The sequence below is a fragment of the uncultured Bradyrhizobium sp. genome, from assembly GCF_936943645.1.
GTDB lineage: Bacteria > Pseudomonadota > Alphaproteobacteria > Rhizobiales > Xanthobacteraceae > Bradyrhizobium.
Genome location: NZ_CAKZJO010000081.1, coordinates 137771 through 157525, shown reverse-complemented (window position 1 = coordinate 157525; position 19755 = coordinate 137771). Strand labels below are relative to the sequence as shown.

At 65.3% G+C, this 19755-nt stretch carries 19 protein-coding genes; 10 read left to right on the top strand and 9 right to left on the bottom strand.

All coding sequences use genetic code 11. From position 1 onward, the window contains the following. Positions 1-2: 2 nt before the first annotated feature. Complete coding sequence (locus Q0743_RS22385) at positions 3-959, top strand: cytochrome D1 domain-containing protein (RefSeq protein WP_298243642.1); 957 nt, start codon at positions 3-5, stop codon at positions 957-959. 63 nt (positions 960-1022) lie between these two features. On the opposite strand, the gene Q0743_RS22380 is transcribed toward Q0743_RS22385, so the two are convergent. Next, the gene (locus Q0743_RS22380; protein ID WP_298243664.1) at positions 1023-1676 is read right to left on the bottom strand and encodes an HAD family hydrolase; all 654 of its coding nucleotides are present in this window, start codon (positions 1674-1676) and stop codon (positions 1023-1025) included. Between the two features lie 96 nt (positions 1677-1772). Here Q0743_RS22380 and Q0743_RS22375 point away from each other — a divergent pair, with 96 nt between their 5' ends. Continuing rightward, complete coding sequence (locus Q0743_RS22375; protein ID WP_298243641.1) at positions 1773-2000, top strand: DUF433 domain-containing protein; 228 nt, start codon at positions 1773-1775, stop codon at positions 1998-2000. Positions 2001-2006: 6 nt separating this feature from the next. Beyond that, the gene (locus Q0743_RS22370) at positions 2007-2336 is read left to right on the top strand and encodes a DUF5615 family PIN-like protein (RefSeq protein WP_298243663.1); all 330 of its coding nucleotides are present in this window, start codon (positions 2007-2009) and stop codon (positions 2334-2336) included. Here Q0743_RS22370 and Q0743_RS22365 read toward each other — a convergent pair. The 3 genes from Q0743_RS22365 to Q0743_RS22355 all read right to left on the bottom strand — a co-directional run bounded on the left by Q0743_RS22365 (position 2333) and on the right by Q0743_RS22355 (position 6668). After that, positions 2333-2662: a hypothetical protein gene (locus Q0743_RS22365; protein WP_298243640.1), complete on the bottom strand. Its 330-nt coding sequence runs from the start codon at positions 2660-2662 to the stop codon at positions 2333-2335. The two genes, Q0743_RS22370 and Q0743_RS22365, sit on opposite strands and share 4 nt — an antisense overlap. 52 nt (positions 2663-2714) lie before the next feature. Continuing rightward, entirely contained in the window at positions 2715-5696 is a 2982-nt protein-coding gene (gene uvrA, locus Q0743_RS22360) for an excinuclease ABC subunit UvrA (protein ID WP_298243639.1), read from the bottom strand. Between the two features lie 279 nt (positions 5697-5975). Further along, the gene (locus Q0743_RS22355) at positions 5976-6668 is read right to left on the bottom strand and encodes an outer membrane protein (RefSeq protein WP_298243638.1); all 693 of its coding nucleotides are present in this window, start codon (positions 6666-6668) and stop codon (positions 5976-5978) included. Between the two features lie 565 nt (positions 6669-7233). Between Q0743_RS22355 and Q0743_RS22350 the strand changes: the two genes are divergently transcribed. Beyond that, positions 7234-7731, top strand: coding sequence for a single-stranded DNA-binding protein (locus tag Q0743_RS22350; RefSeq protein WP_092234768.1), 498 nt, complete (start codon positions 7234-7236; stop codon positions 7729-7731). A 356-nt stretch (positions 7732-8087) separates the two neighbouring features. After that, complete coding sequence (gene gyrA, locus Q0743_RS22345) at positions 8088-10820, top strand: DNA gyrase subunit A (RefSeq protein WP_298243637.1); 2733 nt, start codon at positions 8088-8090, stop codon at positions 10818-10820. A gap of 69 nt (positions 10821-10889) precedes the next feature. Here the strand turns inward: gyrA and Q0743_RS22340 are convergent, their stop codons facing one another. Both Q0743_RS22340 and Q0743_RS22335 read right to left on the bottom strand, forming a co-directional pair. Next, a complete protein-coding gene (locus tag Q0743_RS22340; protein ID WP_298243662.1) occupies positions 10890-12743 on the bottom strand; it encodes a potassium transporter Kup in 1854 nt (617 codons plus the stop codon). Between the two features lie 228 nt (positions 12744-12971). Further along, positions 12972-13229, bottom strand: a complete 258-nt coding sequence (locus tag Q0743_RS22335) for a hypothetical protein (protein ID WP_298243636.1) — start codon at positions 13227-13229, stop codon at positions 12972-12974. A gap of 259 nt (positions 13230-13488) precedes the next feature. Here Q0743_RS22335 and coaD point away from each other — a divergent pair, with 259 nt between their 5' ends. Genes coaD through queA form a run of 5 tightly spaced genes read left to right on the top strand, consistent with a single transcriptional unit; the run spans position 13489 to position 16607 of the window. Continuing rightward, a complete protein-coding gene (gene coaD / locus Q0743_RS22330; RefSeq protein WP_298243635.1) occupies positions 13489-13986 on the top strand; it encodes a pantetheine-phosphate adenylyltransferase in 498 nt (165 codons plus the stop codon). 36 nt (positions 13987-14022) lie between these two features. Continuing rightward, entirely contained in the window at positions 14023-14586 is a 564-nt protein-coding gene (locus Q0743_RS22325; protein WP_298243634.1) for a peptidylprolyl isomerase, read from the top strand. Positions 14587-14595: 9 nt separating this feature from the next. Then, the gene (locus tag Q0743_RS22320; RefSeq protein ID WP_298243633.1) at positions 14596-15021 is read left to right on the top strand and encodes a hypothetical protein; all 426 of its coding nucleotides are present in this window, start codon (positions 14596-14598) and stop codon (positions 15019-15021) included. Continuing rightward, complete coding sequence (locus Q0743_RS22315; protein ID WP_128951691.1) at positions 15018-15482, top strand: peptidylprolyl isomerase; 465 nt, start codon at positions 15018-15020, stop codon at positions 15480-15482. Before Q0743_RS22320 ends, Q0743_RS22315 begins: the two co-directional genes overlap by 4 nt. 51 nt (positions 15483-15533) lie before the next feature. After that, on the top strand, positions 15534-16607 hold the full coding sequence (gene queA, locus Q0743_RS22310) for a tRNA preQ1(34) S-adenosylmethionine ribosyltransferase-isomerase QueA (RefSeq protein WP_298243632.1): 1074 nt from the start codon (positions 15534-15536) through the stop codon (positions 16605-16607). Positions 16608-16780: 173 nt separating this feature from the next. Here queA and Q0743_RS22305 read toward each other — a convergent pair whose 3' ends face one another. The 3 genes from Q0743_RS22305 to Q0743_RS22295 form a co-directional block, all read right to left on the bottom strand. Continuing rightward, the gene (locus tag Q0743_RS22305) at positions 16781-17818 is read right to left on the bottom strand and encodes an aspartate-semialdehyde dehydrogenase (protein ID WP_298243631.1); all 1038 of its coding nucleotides are present in this window, start codon (positions 17816-17818) and stop codon (positions 16781-16783) included. A 290-nt stretch (positions 17819-18108) separates the two neighbouring features. Beyond that, positions 18109-18714, bottom strand: a complete 606-nt coding sequence (locus Q0743_RS22300) for a PepSY domain-containing protein (RefSeq protein ID WP_298243661.1) — start codon at positions 18712-18714, stop codon at positions 18109-18111. A gap of 253 nt (positions 18715-18967) precedes the next feature. Beyond that, positions 18968-19714, bottom strand: coding sequence for a TetR/AcrR family transcriptional regulator (locus Q0743_RS22295; RefSeq protein ID WP_298243630.1), 747 nt, complete (start codon positions 19712-19714; stop codon positions 18968-18970). Positions 19715-19755 lie beyond the last annotated feature (41 nt).

The window sequence follows — 19755 nt, the reverse complement described above, 5'->3', positions numbered from 1 at the left end:
CCGTGCGGGCGCTGGTTCTGGCGGCGGCGCTCGCCGCCGGCTTTAGCCATGCCGGCCCCGACGGCGCGCGCGCCGAGGAGGCGTTCGTCACCAACCAGCTCAGTGACGATCTGATGGTGATGGATCTCGGCACGCTGCGCAGCATCGCGACCATTCCCATCGGCGGCAAGCCGGCGGGGGTGGCCGTCAGCGCTGACGGGCGCTTTGCTTATGTCACGAGCCCCGACGCCAAGGCGGTGACGGTGGTGGACGCGGCGGCGCGGCAGGTCGCGGGACGCATCGAGGTCGGCGGCGGGCCGCTCGGCATCGCCGTCGCGCCGGATGGCAGGACGGTCTATGTCGCCGACTGGTACGCGGCGGCGGTGCGCGTGATCGATGCGGCCTCGCACAGCGTCACCGCCAGCATCGCGGTCGGCGCCTCGCCGTCGGGCCTTGCGGTGACGCCCAACGGCAAGCTGCTGCTCTCGGCCGACCGCGACGACGACAGCGTCTCGGTGGTGGACATTGCGACGCGCCAGCGCAAGGCGGTGATCAAGGTCGGCACCCGCCCGTTCGGCGTCACCATCGACGCCGAGGGCAAGCGCGCCTACACCGCCAATGTCGGCTCCGACGACGTCTCCGTGATCGACATTGCAGAGGGGCGCGAGATCGGCCGCGTGAAGGTCGGCATGCGGCCCTACGCGGTGGCGCTGACTTTGGGCCGCGGCTTCGTCACCGACCAATATGGCGGCACCGTCAGCGTGTTCGACGTGGCGAGCCTGAAGCCGATGAAGCGCATCAATGTCGGCGACTACCCTGAAGGCATCAACGCGACCGCCGACGGCAAGCGCGTCATCGTGGCGTGCTGGGAGAGCAACACGCTAAGCATCATCGATGCGGCCGAGCTGAAGGTCGTGGGCGAGATCAAGACCGGGGACGGGCCAAGGGCATTCGGGGCGTTTCTCAGGCGGACGGAGTAGGGGCGCGTAGGGCGGATTAGCGAAGCGTAATCCGCCACCTTGCATCGACGATCGCTCGGCGGATTACGCTTCGCCAATCCGCCCTACGGCACCGGGGCGCACCGCGTCCGCAATCTCGTCCATCCGCTCGAACACATGGTCCGGGCCCAGCGCCCGCAGCGCGGCCGGGGCCGCATAACCCCAGCACACCGCGCCGCAGGCAATGCCCACCGCATGTGCCGCCTCGATGTCGCGGACCTCGTCGCCGATCGCGATGACCCGGTCCGGCTGCACGCCGGCGCGGCGGATGACGCGGCGGAATTTCGCGGGCTTGCCGAAGATCGACGCCGAGCAGTCGAAATGCTGGAAGAGCGCGGCGGCAGCCCCGAGCTTCTCGCGCGCATTGGTCTCGCTGTCTGACGTCACCAGCGCGAGCTGCACGCCGTTCTCGGCCAGCGTCCGCAGCATCGTCTCGACGCCCGCGAACAGCGCAATCTCGGCCGCCGCTTCGCCCTTCAACCGCCGCGCATGCCGCGCGATCGCGGGCAGCTTCCACAAGGGCACTTCGAGGCGTGAAAGGATCTCGCGTGTCGAGGCATGCCGCAGGCTGTCGATATCCTCATCGGAGACGCGGCGAAAACTGAAGCGATCGGCGATATCGTTGATGGTGCGCAGAAACCACGGGAAGCTGTCGGCGAGGGTGCCGTCGAGATCGAAGATGGCGAGGGAAAAGGGCATGGGGCGGGGTACGTGCGGGCGGGCCAAGCATCGGGCTAGGAGCGATGCGCTGACAGATGCCATCGGGGATGCTATATTAATCGGCAGAGGTGACAGATGTCGGAGCTACTGGCAAGGATTACGGTCGATCCGCAGCGTATGCACGGACGTCCCTGCATTCGCGACCTGCGCATCACGGTTGCCGACGTCCTGGGATTGCTGTCCGCGGGACAATCGCGCGAGAGCATCCTCGAAGATTATCCGTATCTGGAGGAGGTCGACATTGACGCGGTGCTCGCCTATGCCGCCCGCCAGGTCGATCACCCGATCATAGCGGCCAAATAGTTTGCCATACCTGATCGATGCTCAGCTCCTCCGGCACTCGCGGAAGCCATGCGTCGCGCCGGATACGATGCGGCTCATGTGGCCGAGCTCGGGATGGCAAACGCGCTCGACGGGGTGATCTGGAACGAAGCCATTTCTAGATCGGCCGTTCTCGTGACCAAGGATCGCGATTTCTCCCTTCTGCGCGCTGCAAAGAGGCAGGGGCCGATCGTCCTGTGGGTTCGTGTTGGCAATATCGACAATCGCGTGCTGATCCGCCAGTTTCTGGCCGTCATGCCGCAAATTGTCGAAGCTGTCGCGCGGGGCGAGGCGGTTATTGAGTTCGTGGGTCGTTAGCGAGACGACAGTCTGCGAACGTCGACGTTGACGTCGAGATCAATGTTGCTGACGCAGGTCTGAGTAATTCGGTGCGAGCCGCCTTCGTGCCAGCGGCCCTCCCGCGCCAGCGCGCCACGGACGTTGGCCAGCTTCAGGCAGCGCCACTGCGGCAGCGGTCCACTGCTCTCGCCTGCAAACTGCCAGGCCAGTACGGCCTCCTCGCCGGATTTGTTGGTGCCGATGATATGCGGGCAGACTTCGCGGTGGCGACCCCCGTAGACGCAAGTCACCTGTTGCTCGGCAAGGATGGCGTTCCGAAATAGCGCATAGGTTCGGCTCGGCATCGAGATCACTCCACCGCGGCTCGATTCCTGCTGCCCAAGGCAACAGCAGCAGCTACTCCGCCGCCTCGCTCGTGCTCCTCCGCTTCGGCTTGCCCGCCTTCTTCAGCACCGGCGCCAAAAACTTGCCCGTGTAACTCCTTGGCGCCTTCGCAATATCCTCCGGCGGGCCCCAGGCGACGATCTCGCCGCCGCCGTCGCCGCCCTCGGGGCCGAGGTCGATGACCCAGTCGGCGGTCTTGATGACTTCGAGATTGTGCTCGATGACGACGACCGTGTTGCCTTGGGCGACCAGCTCGTGCAGCACCTCCAGCAGCTTCTTGACGTCGTGGAAGTGCAGGCCGGTGGTGGGCTCGTCCAGGATGTAGAGCGTACGTCCCGTGGCGCGCTTGGAGAGTTCCTTCGCGAGCTTGACGCGCTGGGCTTCACCGCCGGAGAGCGTCGTCGCCTGCTGGCCGACATGGATGTAGTCGAGGCCGACGCGGTGCAGGGTCTGGAACGTCTCGCGCACGCGCGGCACCGCCTTGAAGAACTCGGCGGCTTCCTCGACGGTCATGTCGAGCACGTCGGCGATGGACTTGCCCTTGAACAGCACCTCCAGCGTCTCGCGGTTGTAGCGCTTGCCCTTGCAGACGTCGCACGTGACGTAGACGTCGGGCAGGAAGTGCATCTCGATCTTGATGACGCCGTCGCCCTGGCAGGCCTCGCAGCGGCCGCCCTTGACGTTGAAGGAGAAGCGGCCGGGCTCGTAGCCGCGCGCCTTGGCTTCGGGCAAGCCGGCGAACCATTCGCGGATCGGCGTGAAGGCGCCGGTATAGGTCGCGGGGTTCGAGCGCGGGGTGCGGCCGATCGGCGACTGATCGATGTCGATGATCTTGTCGATATGCTCGAGGCCCTCGATGCGGTCGTGCGGGGCGGCGCCTTCGCTGGCATTGTTCAGCTTGCGGGCGATCGCCTTGTAGAGCGTGTCGATCAGCAGCGTCGACTTGCCGCCGCCGGAGACGCCGGTGACGGCCGTGAACAGGCCGAGCGGAATCTCGGCGGTGACGTTCTTGAGGTTATTGCCGCGCGCGTTCACCACCTTGATGGTGCGGCGATGGTTCGGCGGGCGCCGTTCCGGCACCTCGACCTCGAGCTCGCCGGTCAGGTACTTGCCGGTCAGCGATTTCGGATTGCGCATGATCTCGGCGGGCGTGCCTTCGGCGATGATGTTGCCGCCATGCATGCCGGCGCCGGGGCCGATATCGAGGACGTGGTCGGCCAAGAGGATGGCGTCCTCGTCATGCTCCACCACGATCACGGTGTTGCCGAGGTCGCGCAGGCGCTTGAGGGTATCGAGCAGGCGGGCATTGTCGCGCTGGTGCAGGCCGATCGAGGGCTCGTCGAGCACGTAGAGCACGCCTGTCAGGCCCGAGCCGATCTGCGAGGCCAGGCGGATGCGCTGGCTCTCGCCGCCGGACAGCGTGCCGGAGGAGCGCGACAGCGTGAGATAGTTGAGGCCGACGTCGAGCAGGAAGGTGAGGCGCTCGCGGATTTCCTTCAGGATGCGGCCCGCGATCTCGTTCTGCTGCGCGTTCAGCACATCGGGCACGGTCTCGAACCATTCGCCGGCCTTCTTGACCGACAGCTCCGAGATCTCGCCGATATGCCTGGCGCCGATCTTGACGCAGAGCGCCTCGGGCTTCAGCCGGAAGCCCTTGCAGCCCTCGCAGGGCACATCGTGGAAATACTTCGCCAGCTCCTCGCGCGCCCACTCGCTCTCGGTCTCGCGGTAGCGGCGGTTGATGTTGGTGATGACGCCTTCGAACGGCTTCTTGGTGTCGTAGGAGCGGACCCCGTCCTCGTAGGAGAACTTGATCTCGTCCTCGCCGGAACCATGGAGGATGGCGTTCTGGGTCTTCTTGGCCAGGTCCTTCCACTTGGTAGTCAGCGTGAACTTGTAGTGCTTGCCGAGCGCGGTCAGCGTCTGCGTGTAATAGGGCGACGACGACTTCGCCCAGGGCGCGATCGCGCCCTTGCCGATGGCGAGCTCCTTGTCGGGAATGACGAGGTCTTCGTCGACATGCTGCTCGACGCCGAGGCCGCCGCAGGCGGGGCAGGCGCCATAGGGGTTGTTGAACGAGAACAGTCTGGGCTCGACCTCGGGGATGGTGAAGCCGGACACGGGGCAGGCGAACTTCTCCGAGAACAGGATGCGCTCGGGTCCGCTCTTGTCGTGAATTTTCGCGGTTTTCTTTTTCTCTTCGGCAGGCGCCGCAGCGGCAGCCGGTGCATCGGCATACTCGATCACGGCGAGGCCCTCGGCGAGCTTCAGCGCGGTCTCAAAGCTTTCGGCGAGGCGCTGGCCGATATCGGCGCGCACCACGATGCGGTCGACCACGACGTCGATGTCGTGCGGGAATTTCTTGTCCAGCGTCGGCGCTTCCGCGAGCTCGTAGAAGGTGCCGTCGATCTTGACGCGTTGAAAGCCCTTCTTGAGCCATTCGGCGAGCTCCTTGCGGTACTCGCCCTTGCGGCCGCGCACGACGGGGGCCAGCAGATAGAGGCGGGTGCCCTCAGGCAGCGCCAGCACGCGGTCGACCATCTGGGAGACGGTCTGGCTCTCGATCGGCAGGCCGGTGGCCGGCGAATAGGGCACGCCGACGCGCGCCCAGAGCAGGCGCATGTAGTCGTAGATCTCGGTGACCGTGCCGACGGTCGAGCGCGGGTTCTTCGACGTCGTCTTCTGCTCGATCGAGATCGCCGGCGACAGGCCGTCGATCTGGTCGACGTCGGGCTTCTGCATCATCTCCAGGAACTGGCGCGCATAGGCCGACAGCGACTCGACGTAGCGGCGCTGGCCCTCGGCATAGATGGTGTCGAAGGCGAGCGAGGATTTGCCGGAGCCGGAGAGGCCGGTGAACACCACCAGCTTGTCGCGGGGAATCTCGACGTCGATGTTCTTGAGGTTGTGCTCGCGCGCGCCACGGATCGTAATTGCGCGCAGGCTCGAGCCCGCGTTCTGCTGTTGGCGCTTCGCCTTGATCACTTCATCCATCCGAGTTGCCCTCAAGGAGCCCAAAGGTGCGCGATCGCGCCAACAAAAAAGGCGCGCTTCGCCCCGAACCGGGATCGGCGCCGATGGGTATGACAGCGAACGTAGGAAGAACGGGGACGGATTTCCAGAGGGAGTTGCGACTCGTCAACGGAATGTTGGCGCGCTGGCGGCATCTGGCAGCAGGAGGGCGCGGAATTGCGGGAACGTGTCAGGCCGGACCAAACAAAAAGGCCGGCGCAAGGCCGGCCTTTCGTAACGCTGAGGCGTTGAAGTCGAAGCTTAGTACTTGGCGACGACGGGGGCGCCGAAGTGATAGTTCACGCCGACCTGCACGGTGTGGAAGTTGAGCGTGCCGGTGGGCACGGCGCCCGAGAAGTAGGTCTCGCCGCCGAGGCTGCGATAGAGGTACTCGCCCTTGACCGACCACTGCGGAGCGAAGAACGCCTCGACGCCAGCACCAACGGTCCAGCCCGAGTGGAACTTGCTGTCGGAGACCGAGAGGCCGCCGAGGGTGGCGGTGATCTTGTTGTCGATCCAGGCGTAACCACCGGTGCCGTAGAGCAGCACGTTGTTGACGGCCCAGCCGATGCGGCCGCGGACGGTGCCCATCGCGTCGGTCTTGGAGCTCACCGAAGCCGGGATGCCACCGACGCCGGGGACGAAAACCACGCCAGCGGCCGAAGCGCTGACGTCAGCCCAGGCGCCATCCGCCTCGAGGCCGAACACGACGTTGCCGGTCTGCCAGTTGTAGCCGGCGGTGCCGCCGACGAAACCACCCTGCATCTTCGGATCACCCGACGAGGCTTCCCAGGCGCCGCCACCGACGATACCGAGATAGAAGCCGGTCCAGTTGTAGACCGAAGCCATCGGAGCGACGGGAGCCTTGGTGTAGGGGCGAGCCGCGAGGTCAGCAGCCGAAGCGGGGGCGGCCAGAGCGAACAAACAGGCCGAAGCCAACAAAACTTTCTTCATTTTCAACTTAATCCCAGTCCCAGTTTCTGTTGTTGCCTTCCGCGGACGGAAGGGCAGCGGACTCAACGGCCCAACTGACGGGGTGCTTACACCACTGAAGCCGCAAGTTGTGTCTCCGGAAAGCCACAGTGGTCGAAAAGGTGATGGTTACTGACTCATTATGACGGCAAATTCGATCGCCAAATGGGAACGGAAGGCGCAAGGATTTTGCCAAATAGTCAAGTAATATCAGTCTGATATCTGTGCGTCGCGACCGGCTGGCCCTACCGGCGGCCGTGTACGCAGATCATCCCGATATCGATGTTCTGGCTGGTACGCTCGGAGCGTGTAGCAGCGCCCACCGGGCAGTTCGGTGGGAACCCGAACGCCATGCCGGCGCCAATCGCGCCGACAAGAACAAATCTGGAACGCTGCGGATGTCGATGCTATATGTGTTGATAACCCCGGGGGTGACGGGCTGAGTTGGGCCTGCCAGCGTATAGGGTCGCCTCGACAGGGCGCAGAGGAACGCGGGCAGCGCGCTCGGCCTTTTGAAATTCAGTGGCATTCGGAGTGGAGAGCGGCGATGGCGGGAAGCGTCAACAAGGTCATTCTGGTTGGAAATCTCGGCAAGGATCCTGAAATCCGCCGCACCCAGGACGGGCGGCCGATTGCGAATCTGAGCATCGCGACCTCGGAGACCTGGCGCGACAAGAACAGCGGCGAGCGCAAGGAAAAGACCGAGTGGCATCGCGTCGTGATCTTCAATGAGGGCCTCTGCAAGGTTGCCGAGCAGTACCTGAAGAAGGGCGCGAAGGTTTACATCGAGGGCGCGCTCCAGACCCGCAAATGGACCGACCAGAGCGGCGTCGAGAAGTACTCGACCGAGGTCGTGCTGCAGGGCTTCAACTCGACCCTCACGATGCTCGACGGCCGCGGCGGCGGCGGAGGAGGCGGCAGCTTCGGTGACGAACCCGGCGGCGATTTCGGCTCCTCAGGCCCGGTCAGCAGCGCGCCGCGACGTCCGGTTGCGGCCGGTGGCGGTGGCCGCAACAACGACATGGACGACGACATCCCGTTCTGAGAACGGTCGGGACGATGAGGGGCGCTGCCGGGTGTGGGTAGAGCCTGTCCCATCGTGTCAGCAAACCTTACTAATTGACGGGACGGGCTCGGGATTTCCGGGCCCGCTTCATGTTTGGCTTGAACTTGAGATGGCGTCCGGACGCGGCGTCATGGGGCGCTCGCCCACGTGATTTGTCGGGGTGGCGGAGGTGATTTTGGAAGTCCGGTTCCAGGCTCATCCAGGATGCCCGCTATACGGCCGTAAGTTATTGGAAAAATAAGCGGAAAAAGCGCTTCCCAGCCCTCGCCGAAGGGTGGTTATCAGGGGGGCGATGCGCTATATGATTCCCAGACAAAAACTCACCGGATTCCCCCTTGGCTGACGACGACAACAAGCCCGGCGACCAGCCGGCGCACCCCTCGGACATTCGCCCCGTCTCGATCTACGAGGAGATGAAAAAGTCCTATCTCGATTACGCCATGAGCGTGATCGTGTCGCGTGCGCTGCCCGATGCGCGCGACGGGTTGAAGCCGGTGCATCGCCGCATCCTGTTCTCGATGAACGAGCAGGGCTTCACGCCCGATAAGAAGCACAAGAAGTCAGCCGGTATCGTCGGCGACGTCATGGGTAAGTACCACCCCCATGGCGACCAGGCGATCTACGACGCCCTGGTGCGCATGGCGCAGGACTTCTCCTTGCGCGAGTTGCTGGTGGACGGGCAGGGCAATTTCGGTTCGGTCGACGGCGATCCCGCGGCGGCGATGCGCTACACCGAGTCGCGCCTCACGAAGATCGCGCTGAAGCTGCTCGAGGACATCGACAGCGACACAGTCGATTTCCAGGACAATTACGACGGCACCGAGCGTGAGCCCGTGGTTCTGCCGGCGCGGTTCCCGAATCTGCTGGTCAACGGTGCCGGCGGCATCGCCGTCGGCATGGCCACCAACATCCCGCCGCACAATCTCGGCGAGGTCATCGACGCCTGCATGGCGCTGATCGACAACCCCTCGCTGACCATCGACGAGCTCATCAACATCGTCCCGGGCCCGGACTTCCCGACCGGCGGCATCATCCTGGGACGTCAGGGCATCCGCAGCGCCTATCACCTTGGCCGCGGCTCCATCGTGATGCGCGGCAAGGTCTCGTTCGAGACGATCCGGAAGGAGCGCGAGGCGATCGTCATCACCGAGATCCCGTATCAGGTGAACAAGGCGACGATGGTCGAGCGCATCGCCGAGCTCTACAAGGAAAAGAAGATCGAGGGCATCTCGGACTTGCGCGACGAGTCCGACCGCGACGGCTACCGGGTCGTCGTCGAGCTCAAGCGCGATGCGGTGCCCGATGTCGTGCTGAACCAGCTCTACAAGTTCACGCCGCTGCAGACCTCGTTCGGCGTCAATGCCGTCGCGCTGGACTCGGGCCGTCCGCAGACGATGAACCTGAAGGACATGCTGACGATCTTCGTCGGCTTCCGCGAGCAGGTCGTCACCCGCCGCACCAAGTACAAGCTGCGCAAGGCGCGCGAGCGCGCGCATGAGCAGGTCGGCCTTGCCATTGCGGTTGCCAATATCGACGAGATCATCAAGGTCATCCGGCACTCGCCGACCCCGGCCGCCGCGCGCGAGACCCTGATGACGCGCGACTGGCCGGCGCGCGACGTCGAGGACATCATCACGCTGATCGATGATCCCCGTCATCGCATCAACGAGGACGGCACCATCCGCCTGTCGCTGGATCAGGCGCGGGCGATCCTCGAGCTGCGCCTCGCACGCCTCACCGCGCTCGGCCGCGACGAGATCGGCGACGAGCTTGCCAAGCTCGCCGGCGAGATCGGCGAGTATCTCGAAATCCTGCACTCCCGCGCCCGCATCCTCGACATCATCAAGACCGAGCTTGCCGAGGTGAAGGCCGAGTTCGCGACCCCGCGCCGCACCGTGATCATGGAGCAGGAAGGCGAGGTCGAGGACGAGGACCTGATCCAGCGCGAGGACATGGTCGTCACCGTCTCGCACGCCGGCTACGTCAAGCGCGTGCCGCTGTCGGCCTATCGGGCCCAGCGCCGCGGCGGCAAGGGCCGCTCGGGCATGCAGACCCGCGACGAGGATTTCGTCTCGCGCCTGTTCGTTGCCTCCACGCACACGCCGGTATTGTTCTTCTCCTCGCGCGGCCAGGTCTACAAGGAGAAGGTCTGGCGCCTGCCGATGGCGGCTCCCAACGCGCGCGGCAAGGCGCTGATCAACATCCTGCCGCTGGAGCAGGGCGAGCGCATCACCACCATCATGCCGCTGCCCGAGGATGAGTCGACCTGGGGCGAGCTCGACGTGATGTTCGCGACGACCGGCGGCAACGTCCGGCGCAACAAGCTGTCCGACTTCGTCGACGTTCGCCGCTCCGGCATCATCGCGATGAAGCTCGACGACGGCGAGGCAATCGTCGACGTCCAGATCTGCACCGAGCGCGACGACGTGCTGCTGACCGCCGCCGGCGGCCAATGCATCCGCTTCCCCGTGCCCGACGTGCGCGTGTTCACAGGGCGCACCTCGATGGGCGTGCGCGGCATCGCGCTCGGCGAGGGCGACAAGGTGATTTCGCTGGCGATCCTGCGCCATGTCGAGACCACCTCGGACGAGCGCTCGGCTTACCTGAAGATGCGCCGCGCGGTGGCCGGAGAAGCCGCGGCGGAAGAGGCGCCGGCGGATGCCGAGGCCGAGGAGACGTCAGGCAGCTTCCAGCTCCCGCAGGAGCGCTATGTCGAGATGTCGGCGGCCGAGCAGGTCGTGCTGACCGTCTCCGTCAACGGCTACGGCAAGCGGACCTCGTCCTACGAGTACCGCACCACCGGCCGCGGCGGCAAAGGCATCGTCGCCATGAGCGTCAACAACCGCAACGGCAATCTGGTCGCCTCCTTCCCGGTGGAGGACGCCGATCAGATCATGCTGGTCACCGACAAGGGCCAGCTGATCCGCTGCCCGGTCGAAGGCATCCGCATCGCCGGCCGCTCGACGCAAGGCGTGATCGTGTTCGACACAGCCGAGGACGAGCACGTGGTGTCGGTCGAGCACATCACCGAAGAGGCCGAGAGCGGAAACGGCGCGAATGGGGAGTAGTGCGAATGGTGAGTGGCGAATCGCGAATGGAATGATCTCTGTTCGCTACTCTCTATTCGCCATTCACCCCTAAATCTCCAGCTCCGTGCCGAACTCCACCACCTGCTTGGTCGGCACGCCGAAGAACGCGGCGGAGCGTTCGGCGTTGCGTTGCAGGAAGGCGAACACGCCTTCGCGCCAGACCCACATGCCCGGAACATCCTCGCGCGGGATGATGGTCTCGCGGCCGACGTAATAGGTGATGTCGGAGAGGTCGATGCCGGGCAGCTTGCCCTGGCGGCAGACGAGCTTCAATCCGTCATAGATCGTCGGGTTCTGCATGAAGCCGTAATGCAGGATCACGCGGGTGATGCCGGGAATGATCTCGATCACCTCGGCGCGTTCCTCGTCGGGAACGTGCGGGGATTCCTCGATCAGCACGGTGACCAGCAGCACGCGTTCGTGCAGCACCCGGTTGTGCTTGACGAACTGCGTCAGTGCGAGCGGCACGCCCTTCGGCGCCGCCGCCAGGAACGCAGCCGTGCCGGGCAACCTCGCGTGACACTTGTTGACAGCGGTTTCGATCAAATCCTCCTCGGGCTGTCGCAGCTTTGCACGCGCCGCCTCGACCAGCTTCACGCCGGCGCGCCAGGTCAGCATCAGGAAGGCCACGAGTCCGGCGAGCAGCAGCGGAAACCAGCCCCCTTCGAACAGCTTGACCGAGTTCGCCGAGAAGAAGATCAGATCGATCACGAAGAAGAAGCCGTTCACGGCAACGACAAGCCAGGGCGAAAAGCCCCACTGGATCGCGACCAGCGCGGCCAGCAGCGTCGTGATCGCCATCAGCAGCGAGACCGCGATGCCATAGGCGCCGGCGAGGGCGTCCGAGGAGCCGAAGCTCAGGACGGCGCCGAGCGTTGCGGCCGCGAGCAGCCAGTTCACCAGCGGCACGTAGATCTGGCCGATCGCATCGCTGGTGGTGTGGCGGATCTGCATGCGCGGCAGGAAGCCGAGCTGGATCGACTGCTGGGTCAGCGAGAACACGCCGGAGATGATCGCTTGCGAGGCGATCACGGTCGCGACCGCCGAGAAGGCGACGAGCAGATAGTGCAGGGCGTCAGGGCAGAGCTGGAAGAACGGGTTCTCGATCATCGAGGGATCGGTGATCAAGAGCGCGGCTTGGCCGAAATAGTTCAGCACCAGCGCAGGCAGGCAGATGGCGAACCAGGCGAGGCGGATCGGCAGACGGCCGAAATGTCCCATGTCGGCATACATGGCCTCGCCCCCGGTCACCGCGAGGAAGGCCGCGCCGAGAATTCCGAACGAGATGTGGAAATCCTGGTGGATCAGGAAATTGAACGCATAAAACGGGCTGAGCGCCGCCAGCACCGCCGGCGCCTTGACGATGCCATGGATGCCGAGCGCGGCGAGCACGACGAACCAGGACAGCATCACTGGTCCGAAGATGCGGCCGATGAAGCCGGTGCCCTGCTTCTGCATCATGAACAGGCCGATCAGGATGGCGACGGTCAGGGGCACCACGACGGGGGCAAGCGATGGGGCGTCGACCTTGAGGCCTTCGATGGCTGAGAGCACCGAGATGGCCGGTGTGATCGCGCCGTCGCCATAGAGCAGGGCGGCGCCGATGAGGCCGACCACCAGCAGATGGGCGCGCCAGGTGCCGGGCTGGGCGTGGCGGGCGTGGAGCAGGGCGAGCAGCGCCACGATGCCGCCTTCGCCGCGGTTGTCGGCCCGCAGGATCAACAGGGCATATTTCAGCGAGATGATCAGCAGCAGCGCCCAGAGGATCAGCGAGGCGACCCCGAGGACCGCGTCATGACTGAGTGTGCCGCCATGGGCGGCCGCCTTGGCGGCTTCCTTGAGGGCATAGAGCGGGCTGGTGCCGATATCGCCATAGACGACCCCGAGGGCGCCCATGGTCATGGTCAGCGGCAGCGGATCAGGATGGTGGCCGGAAGCGACTGCGGGCGTACTGGACAACGGCCCCCCCCGATGAAATCGCGCCCGACGGGCCATTCCGACGGACGCGAGCTTTAGGCAGTCTGCGACGGGACGTCGCAAATATCCATGGGGTTTCGGCTTGGGGGTCAGCTCTGGGGGCAGCTTGGGGCTTCAGCCTGGGGTGAGCTGACGCCAACCTGACAGGCCCGGCTACGGGGTGCGGTTGGCGGTCACGAGGCGCGCCTCGCGGACATCAGCCTTGGTGCCGGCCTTGCGCAGGCACGAAGCCTCGAAATTCGGCCAGGCCTGCTGCGAGCAGTCCTTGCCGATGGCGCGGATATCGAGCCGGTCGCTCTTGGCCAGCGGCTGCGGCACGCTGGCCTCGACGCTCGGGGCAAAGCCGGGCAGGAGGGTGAGGGCGGCGGCGACACACGCAGACAGAGCGATCGCTGAGAGAGCCTTGATCATTTGACAGTCCCCTGTGATGCGGCCGCCTACGCCCAGTGTGCGGCCCGTCATTCGTTGGCTGGATTAGTAACCATGGCCAGTTTCCGGACGTCTTCGCCGGCACGGGAAATGGTTTCGTGTCCGCGCCCATGTGTTTCATGGGCGCCCTCGGGACGAAACAAACCGGCCGTCGCCGACCGGCCCACGGGATATTTTGCCGGAAATTGCCGGGGAACCCGCCCGGCTTGCCGGGCTGCGCCGGGCGCGGTAGGAGGGGGCCATGCCGCGCATCGCCTTTTACCCCGGTTCCTTCGACCCCATCACCAACGGCCATCTGGACGTGGTCCGGAACAGCGTTTCGCTGTGCGACCGGCTCGTGGTCGCCATCGGGGTCCACCCCGGCAAGAAGCCGCTGTTCTCGACCGAGGAGCGGCTCAAGATGCTTCATGACGTCTGCGGCCCGATCGCGGCGCAGGCCGGCTGCGTTCTGGAAGCGGTGACCTTCGACGATCTGGCCGTCACCGCGGCGCGCAGGCACGGCGCCACCATCATGATTCGAGGCCTGCGGGACGGCACCGACCTCGACTACGAGATGCAGCTCGCGGGCATGAACGGCACCATGGCACCCGAGGTGCACACCGTCTTCCTGCCGGCCTCTCCCATGGTTCGCCCGATCACCGCCACTTTGGTGCGCCAGATCGCCGGCATGGGCGGAGATGTCTCGGCCTTTGTCCCGCCGCAGGTTGCGGCACAGCTCAAGGCAAAATTCGCCGGATAACGGCGCACGCTTTCTCTCATCTGATCCGGAGTTGTCATGATCCGAATTTTCGCAGTCCTTGCCGCGCTCGTGTTCGCGGTGCCGGCGGTGGCGCAGCAATTGCCGGCCAATCTCGACAAGGCCAACGCCATCGTCATCGACAGCACCAAGGGCCGCATCGTCATCAAGCTGCGCACCGACATCGCGCCCCAGCATGCCGAGCGCATCAAGCAGCTTGCGCGCGAGGGCTACTACAACAACGTGCCGTTCCATCGCGTCATGGACGGCTTCATGGCCCAGACCGGCGACGGCCAGAACTTCAACGGCACCGGCGGATCGAAATATCCGAACTTGAAGCAGGAATTCTCCAAGGTGCATTTTGCCCGCGGCATCGTCGGCATGGCCCGGCGCGGTGACAGCGTCGACAGCGCCAACTCGCAGTTCTTCATCATGTTCGCCGACGGCGGCAGCCTCGATGGCCAGTACACCGTGGTCGGCGAGGTCGTGCAGGGCATGGACGTCGTCGACAAGCTGAAGAAGGCGCCTCCCGGCTCGGCCGGCGGCGCGGTGACCGACCCCGACAAGATGGTGAAGGTGCAGGTCGCCTCCGACATCAAATAGGACGGGGCCATGGCGCGCTGTGGCGACAAGCTCCTGCTGGTTGCCGCACTGCTGCTGCTCGGGACCTCGGGCGCGGCCGCCGGGGACGGGCAGGTCAACACCATCCAGGACGTGTTCCGGCACCTGCGCACCTGCTGGAGACCGCCGCCGCCTGCCAAGGCCCGGCCACTCGACATCACCGTCGTCGTGAGCTTTAACCGCTCCGGCGACATTCTGGGCCATCCGAGGATCTCCTATGAATCCCCTGAGGGCTCCGACAATGACCGGCTGCAATACCGGATCGCGGTGATGGAGGCGTTGCAACGCTGCACGCCGATGCCATTTACCGATGCAATGGCGGGCGCTGCCGCGGGACGTCCATTCGCGATCCAGTTCCGTAACCGCAAAACGTCACCCGACAAGACTTCACCTCCAACGCAAGAGAGACGAGCATGAGCGTCACCGAAAACACCCTGATCCTCGAGACCACCCAGGGCCCCGTCACCATCGAGATGCGTCCCGATCTCGCGCCCGGCCACGTCGCGCGCATCAAGGAGCTGGTCCGCGAGGGCTTCTACGACGGCATCGTGTTCCACCGCGTGATCGAGGGCTTCATGGCGCAGACCGGCTGCCCGCACGGCACCGGCACCGGCGGCTCCGGCAAGAAGCTGAAGGCCGAGTTCAACAAGGAGCCGCATGTGCGCGGCACCACGTCGATGGCGCGCGCAGCCAGCCCCGATTCCGGCGACAGCCAGTTCTTCATCTGCTTCGACGACGCCCGCTTCCTCGACAACCAGTACACGGTGTGGGGCAAGGTCACCGAGGGCATGGAGAACGTCGACAAGATCAAGCGCGGCGAGCCGGTGCAGAACCCCGACAAGATCGTCAAGGCGCGGATGGCCGCGGACAAGGAGTAAGCTCCTCGTTCCAGGGGCGCGCGCAGGCGCGTCCCTGGTGGCAAGCCACGAATGCGCACTGATCTCTTCGATTTCGATCTGCCCGCCGAGCGCATCGCCTTGCGCCCGGCGAGCCCGCGCGACTCCGCGAAAATGCTGGTCGTGGAGAACGGCGCGCTGCGCGACCAGACCATCGCCGACCTCGCGCAATGGCTGAAGCCCGGCGACCAGCTCGTCGTCAACGACACCAAGGTGATCGCGGCGCAACTGAAAGGCCGCCGCATCGGCCGCGAGACCGAGCCGAAGATCGAGGCGACGCTGATCAAGCGGCTCGACGGTTCGCGCTGGCAGGCGCTGGTGAAGCCCGCCAAAAAGCTTGTCGCCGGCGACCGCATCCGCTTCGGCAATGAAGGCAAGGTCTGCCTGCTCGGCCATCTCGATGCCGAGGTCGAAGCCAAGGGCAGCGAGGGCGAGGTGACGCTGTCGTTCTCGTTCCACGGCCCGGCGCTGGATCAGGCCATCGCCGATCTCGGCAGCCCGCCGCTGCCGCCCTACATCGCCTCCAAGCGCACGCCTGATGATCAGGATCTTGCGGATTACCAGACCATGTTCGCCGCCAACGAGGGCGCGGTCGCCGCGCCCACCGCGGGCCTGCATTTCACCCCGGCGCTGGAGCAGGCGCTGCGCGCGCGCGGCGTCGGCCTCAACCGCATCACGCTGCATGTCGGGGCGGGGACGTTCCTGCCGGTGAAGGTGGACGACACCGACGGCCACAAGATGCACGCCGAGTGGGGCACGATCTCGGCCGAGACGGCGGAGCGGCTCAACGCGGCGCGAAGGAACGGCGGCCGTATCATCGCCGTAGGCACCACGTCATTGCGTCTGCTCGAGAGCGCGGCGCGCGAGGACGGCACGATCCAGCCCTTCGCGGCCGAGACCTCGATCTTCATCACGCCCGGCTATCGCTTCCGCGCGGTGGATGTCCTGATGACGAACTTCCATCTGCCGAAGTCGACGCTGTTCATGCTGGTCTCGGCGTTCTCGGGGCTCGAGACGATGAAGCAGGCCTACGCGCACGCGATTGCGAACGGGTACCGGTTCTATTCGTACGGCGATGCGTGCTTGCTGTTCAGGGCGGAGCCGTAGGCGACCCGCGCAAACGCATCACCGTCACCCTGAGGTGCTCGCCTCTTCGGCGAGCCTCGAAGGGCGACGGCCCGGTTGGTGCATCTCGGCCGTTCATCCTTCGAGGCTCACCATGCAGCGCCAGGCGCTGCATGGTTCGCACCTCAGGATGACGGATCGACAGGCGTGCTTTGTTACGCCATCACCCGCTGCGGCAACAGCTCCGCGATCTGCACCGCGTTCAGCGCCGCACCCTTGAGCAACTGATCGGCCGCCACGAACATCGAGATCGAATGCCCGGAGGGATCGCTGAGGTCCTTGCGGATACGGCCGACCAGGACGTCGTCCTGGCCCGAGGCGTCGATCGGCATCGGGAAGTAGTTCTTGCCGCGGTCGTCGACCACCTTCACGCCGGGCGCCCGGGCCATGATGGCGCGGACCTGGTCCTCGGTAATCGGCTTCTCGCATTCGAAGGTGATGGCCTCGCAATGCGCGCGCAGCACCGGCACGCGGACGCAGGTGACGCCGATCGCGATTGTCTCGTCCTCGAAGATCTTGCGGGTCTCCTTGATGACCTTGGTCTCTTCGTCGTTGTAGCCGGTTTCGGGGTCGACAGTGGTGTTGTGGTTGAACAGGTTGAACGCGTAGGGGTGCGGCATCACCTTGGGCGTATAGACCTGCCCGTTGAGATTGGCGCGGGTGGACTCGACCAGCTCTTCCATCGCGGCGGCGCCGGCACCGGAAGCCGCCTGATAGGTCGAGATGATCACGCGCTTGATGCGGTTCTTCTGGTGGATCGGCCAGAGCGGCACCAGTGCGGTGATCGCGGCGCAGTTCGGATTGGCGATGATGCCCTTGTGATCCCTGATGCGGTTCGCGTTGATCTCGGGGATCACCAGCGGCACGTTCGGATCCATGCGGAAGGCCGAGGAATTGTCGACCACGACGGCGCCCGACTTGACGGCGATCGGCGCGTACTTCTTCGAGATGCTGCCGCCGGCGGAGAACAGGGCGATGTCGACGCCCTCGAAGGAGCGCTCAGTCAGCTCCTCGATCACGACCGGCTGGCCGCGGAATGATACCGTCTTGCCGGCGGAGCGGGCGCTGGCGAGCGCCTTGAGCTTGCCGACGCGGAAGCCGCGCTTGTCCATGGTGGCTATGAATTCGGCGCCCACCGCACCGGTGACGCCGACAATCGCGACGACGGGATCGTTACTCACTTTGTCCTCCATTCCGTTTCAGTTGAGCATGATCTGATCGGAAAACCGGATTCCACTTTTCCGGATCATGCAGTTGCGATTCAGACAACAAAAAAGCCCCGGACCATCGAGGGCGGGGCTTCGGCAGAGATGATGCGTTTAAGTCGACGACCTACGCGCGCACGCCTCCCCGGGCCCCTGGGGCCGTGGTGGTTTTGGTCGTGCGTTTGGTGGTCGTGAACATGGCGGCGACTTATGGGGGAGAGTCCTGCGGTCGTCAATGGCTTTTCGTTCCCGGCCGATGCCGGGGACCGAGCCCGTTGCTATCTGGCCCGCGCGCCGGGCGGCTCCAGGATGACCTCCTTGAGGTCGTCCCCGCTGATCACGACGATTGCAAAATTGAGCCGGCCGCGTTCGCGCACGAGGCCACCGCTGATCGCCTTGCCGGAAGCGGCGCGCTCGGCGACCTGGACGGCGTCGGCGAGGCGGTGCCTGATCGCGCCGAGCGCTGCGAGGTTGTCGCGGTCCTCGTGATCGAGCTCGGCGAGGGGGAGGGCCGCTTCGCCGCCGACGATCTCGCCGGTCGCCGCGTTGATGGTGTGGCGCCAGATCCGGTCGTTGTGCAGGGTCTTCACCCGATACACCGGCACGCCGGTAGCCCCGTCAAAACTCACATCCGCCGTGGTCGCGCCGGCGTGCCGGCCTTCGGCAATCGCCATGGCCTGGCTGATCGAGATCGACGAACTACGGAAGCGTTCGATCTCGCGGCTGACGGCCTGGCGATCAACCTCCGCGTCACCATCTGTTTCGCTGTGCAGGGCAGTCGGCGTGCTGCCCGCGGTCACGATCGCCTGCGCGGGCGCCGCGAGGAGCAGCGCGGGCAAGGCGATCGCCAGCAGTCCTGAGGTCCATCGTTTGGCTGTCGTCATGCTCGAAACCCTCGACCAGCGAGTGTGCCGGATGATCGTAAAGAATTCGCGGCCGGCCTTGGGCATCGGCCGGCCGCGGAGCGCCGCACCGGGCTGTCCCCGGCAACGGCGATCTCAGCGGTACGGGCCACCTTTGGGGCTGGTGAAAAAGGCAGCCCGTATCGCTTATAACTAAACCATACCGTATCGTTTTATTTCGGTCAATCGAAGCGACGGCGTTCCCCGTGGGGAAAGCCGGCCTCTCACGGAATTGTCAGCGGGCGGGGCGTCGCCGTGGCGCGCCTTTGGCGGCGCTTTGGACGCGATCGGCAGGTCCCAGAGCACCGGCGAGGAAGAGCTTGATGGCCGTGCGCATGCGCTTTTCGGCAGTCTTCAATTCGAGCGCCATTCCGAACGTCGCCATGCGGTGGGTGTGACCAACGACGACGTCGAGGAACACTTCCGCCGCGATGGTGGTGTCCTCGATGTCGAGCGCGCCTTGCGCCACCAGATGGTCGAAGAAGCGCGCCGTGGTGGCGACGGCCTTGAGCCAGCCTTCCTCCTTGCCGAGCTTGGCGACGTCGGGGAAGTTGATGGCCTGCGACGTCATCATGCGGCTGAAGGCGACGGCATCGGGTCCGCAGGTGAAGGTCAGCATCTCGCGTCCGATCTCGATCAGCCGCTGCTCGACGGAGATGTCCGAGGCACTGGAGAGTTGCGTCTCCGCCGCTGCCGAGAGCGGCGCAAGCCAGCGCGCGATCTCGCGCCGGAGCACTGCGGCAAACAGGCCGCGCTTGTCGCCGTAGCGGGAATAGACGGTGGGCTTGCTGACCCGCGCCGCTTCCGCCACTGCGTCGAGCGAGGTGGCGTCGAAACCGCGATCCAGGAACAGGCGGGTGGCGACCTCGATCAGCCGCTGGTCGCGCTCGATGGCCGCGGATTTCGTCGGCCGGCCGCCGCGCGATTTCTGCACCTCGCGCCGCGGCGCTGCCGCTCTCGTCCTGGTCGCAGTCAATCCCATGCCCAATGATTCCTGCGCGTTTCTGACAGTCGTCATTCGCT

Excerpts from the sequence above, each read along its gene's own strand:
- Q0743_RS22350 (WP_092234768.1), top strand. The coding sequence starts at position 7,234 with ATGGCGGGAAGCGTCAACAAGGTCATTCTGGTTGGAAATCTCGGCAAG.
- coaD (WP_298243635.1), top strand. The coding sequence starts at position 13,489 with ATGCCGCGCATCGCCTTTTACCCCGGTTCCTTCGACCCCATCACCAAC.
- Q0743_RS22380 (WP_298243664.1), bottom strand. The coding sequence starts at position 1,676 with ATGCCCTTTTCCCTCGCCATCTTCGATCTCGACGGCACCCTCGCCGAC.
- Q0743_RS22335 (WP_298243636.1), bottom strand. The coding sequence starts at position 13,229 with ATGATCAAGGCTCTCTCAGCGATCGCTCTGTCTGCGTGTGTCGCCGCC.
- queA (WP_298243632.1), top strand. The coding sequence starts at position 15,534 with ATGCGCACTGATCTCTTCGATTTCGATCTGCCCGCCGAGCGCATCGCC.
- Q0743_RS22355 (WP_298243638.1), bottom strand. The coding sequence starts at position 6,668 with ATGAAGAAAGTTTTGTTGGCTTCGGCCTGTTTGTTCGCTCTGGCCGCC.
- Q0743_RS22340 (WP_298243662.1), bottom strand. The coding sequence starts at position 12,743 with ATGACCATGGGCGCCCTCGGGGTCGTCTATGGCGATATCGGCACCAGC.
- Q0743_RS22375 (WP_298243641.1), top strand. The coding sequence starts at position 1,773 with ATGTCGGAGCTACTGGCAAGGATTACGGTCGATCCGCAGCGTATGCAC.
- Q0743_RS22315 (WP_128951691.1), top strand. The coding sequence starts at position 15,018 with ATGAGCGTCACCGAAAACACCCTGATCCTCGAGACCACCCAGGGCCCC.
- Q0743_RS22300 (WP_298243661.1), bottom strand. The coding sequence starts at position 18,714 with ATGACGACAGCCAAACGATGGACCTCAGGACTGCTGGCGATCGCCTTG.
- Q0743_RS22295 (WP_298243630.1), bottom strand. The coding sequence starts at position 19,714 with ATGGGATTGACTGCGACCAGGACGAGAGCGGCAGCGCCGCGGCGCGAG.
- uvrA (WP_298243639.1), bottom strand. The coding sequence starts at position 5,696 with ATGGATGAAGTGATCAAGGCGAAGCGCCAACAGCAGAACGCGGGCTCG.
- Q0743_RS22365 (WP_298243640.1), bottom strand. The coding sequence starts at position 2,662 with ATGCCGAGCCGAACCTATGCGCTATTTCGGAACGCCATCCTTGCCGAG.
- Q0743_RS22325 (WP_298243634.1), top strand. The coding sequence starts at position 14,023 with ATGATCCGAATTTTCGCAGTCCTTGCCGCGCTCGTGTTCGCGGTGCCG.
- Q0743_RS22320 (WP_298243633.1), top strand. The coding sequence starts at position 14,596 with ATGGCGCGCTGTGGCGACAAGCTCCTGCTGGTTGCCGCACTGCTGCTG.
- Q0743_RS22305 (WP_298243631.1), bottom strand. The coding sequence starts at position 17,818 with ATGGAGGACAAAGTGAGTAACGATCCCGTCGTCGCGATTGTCGGCGTC.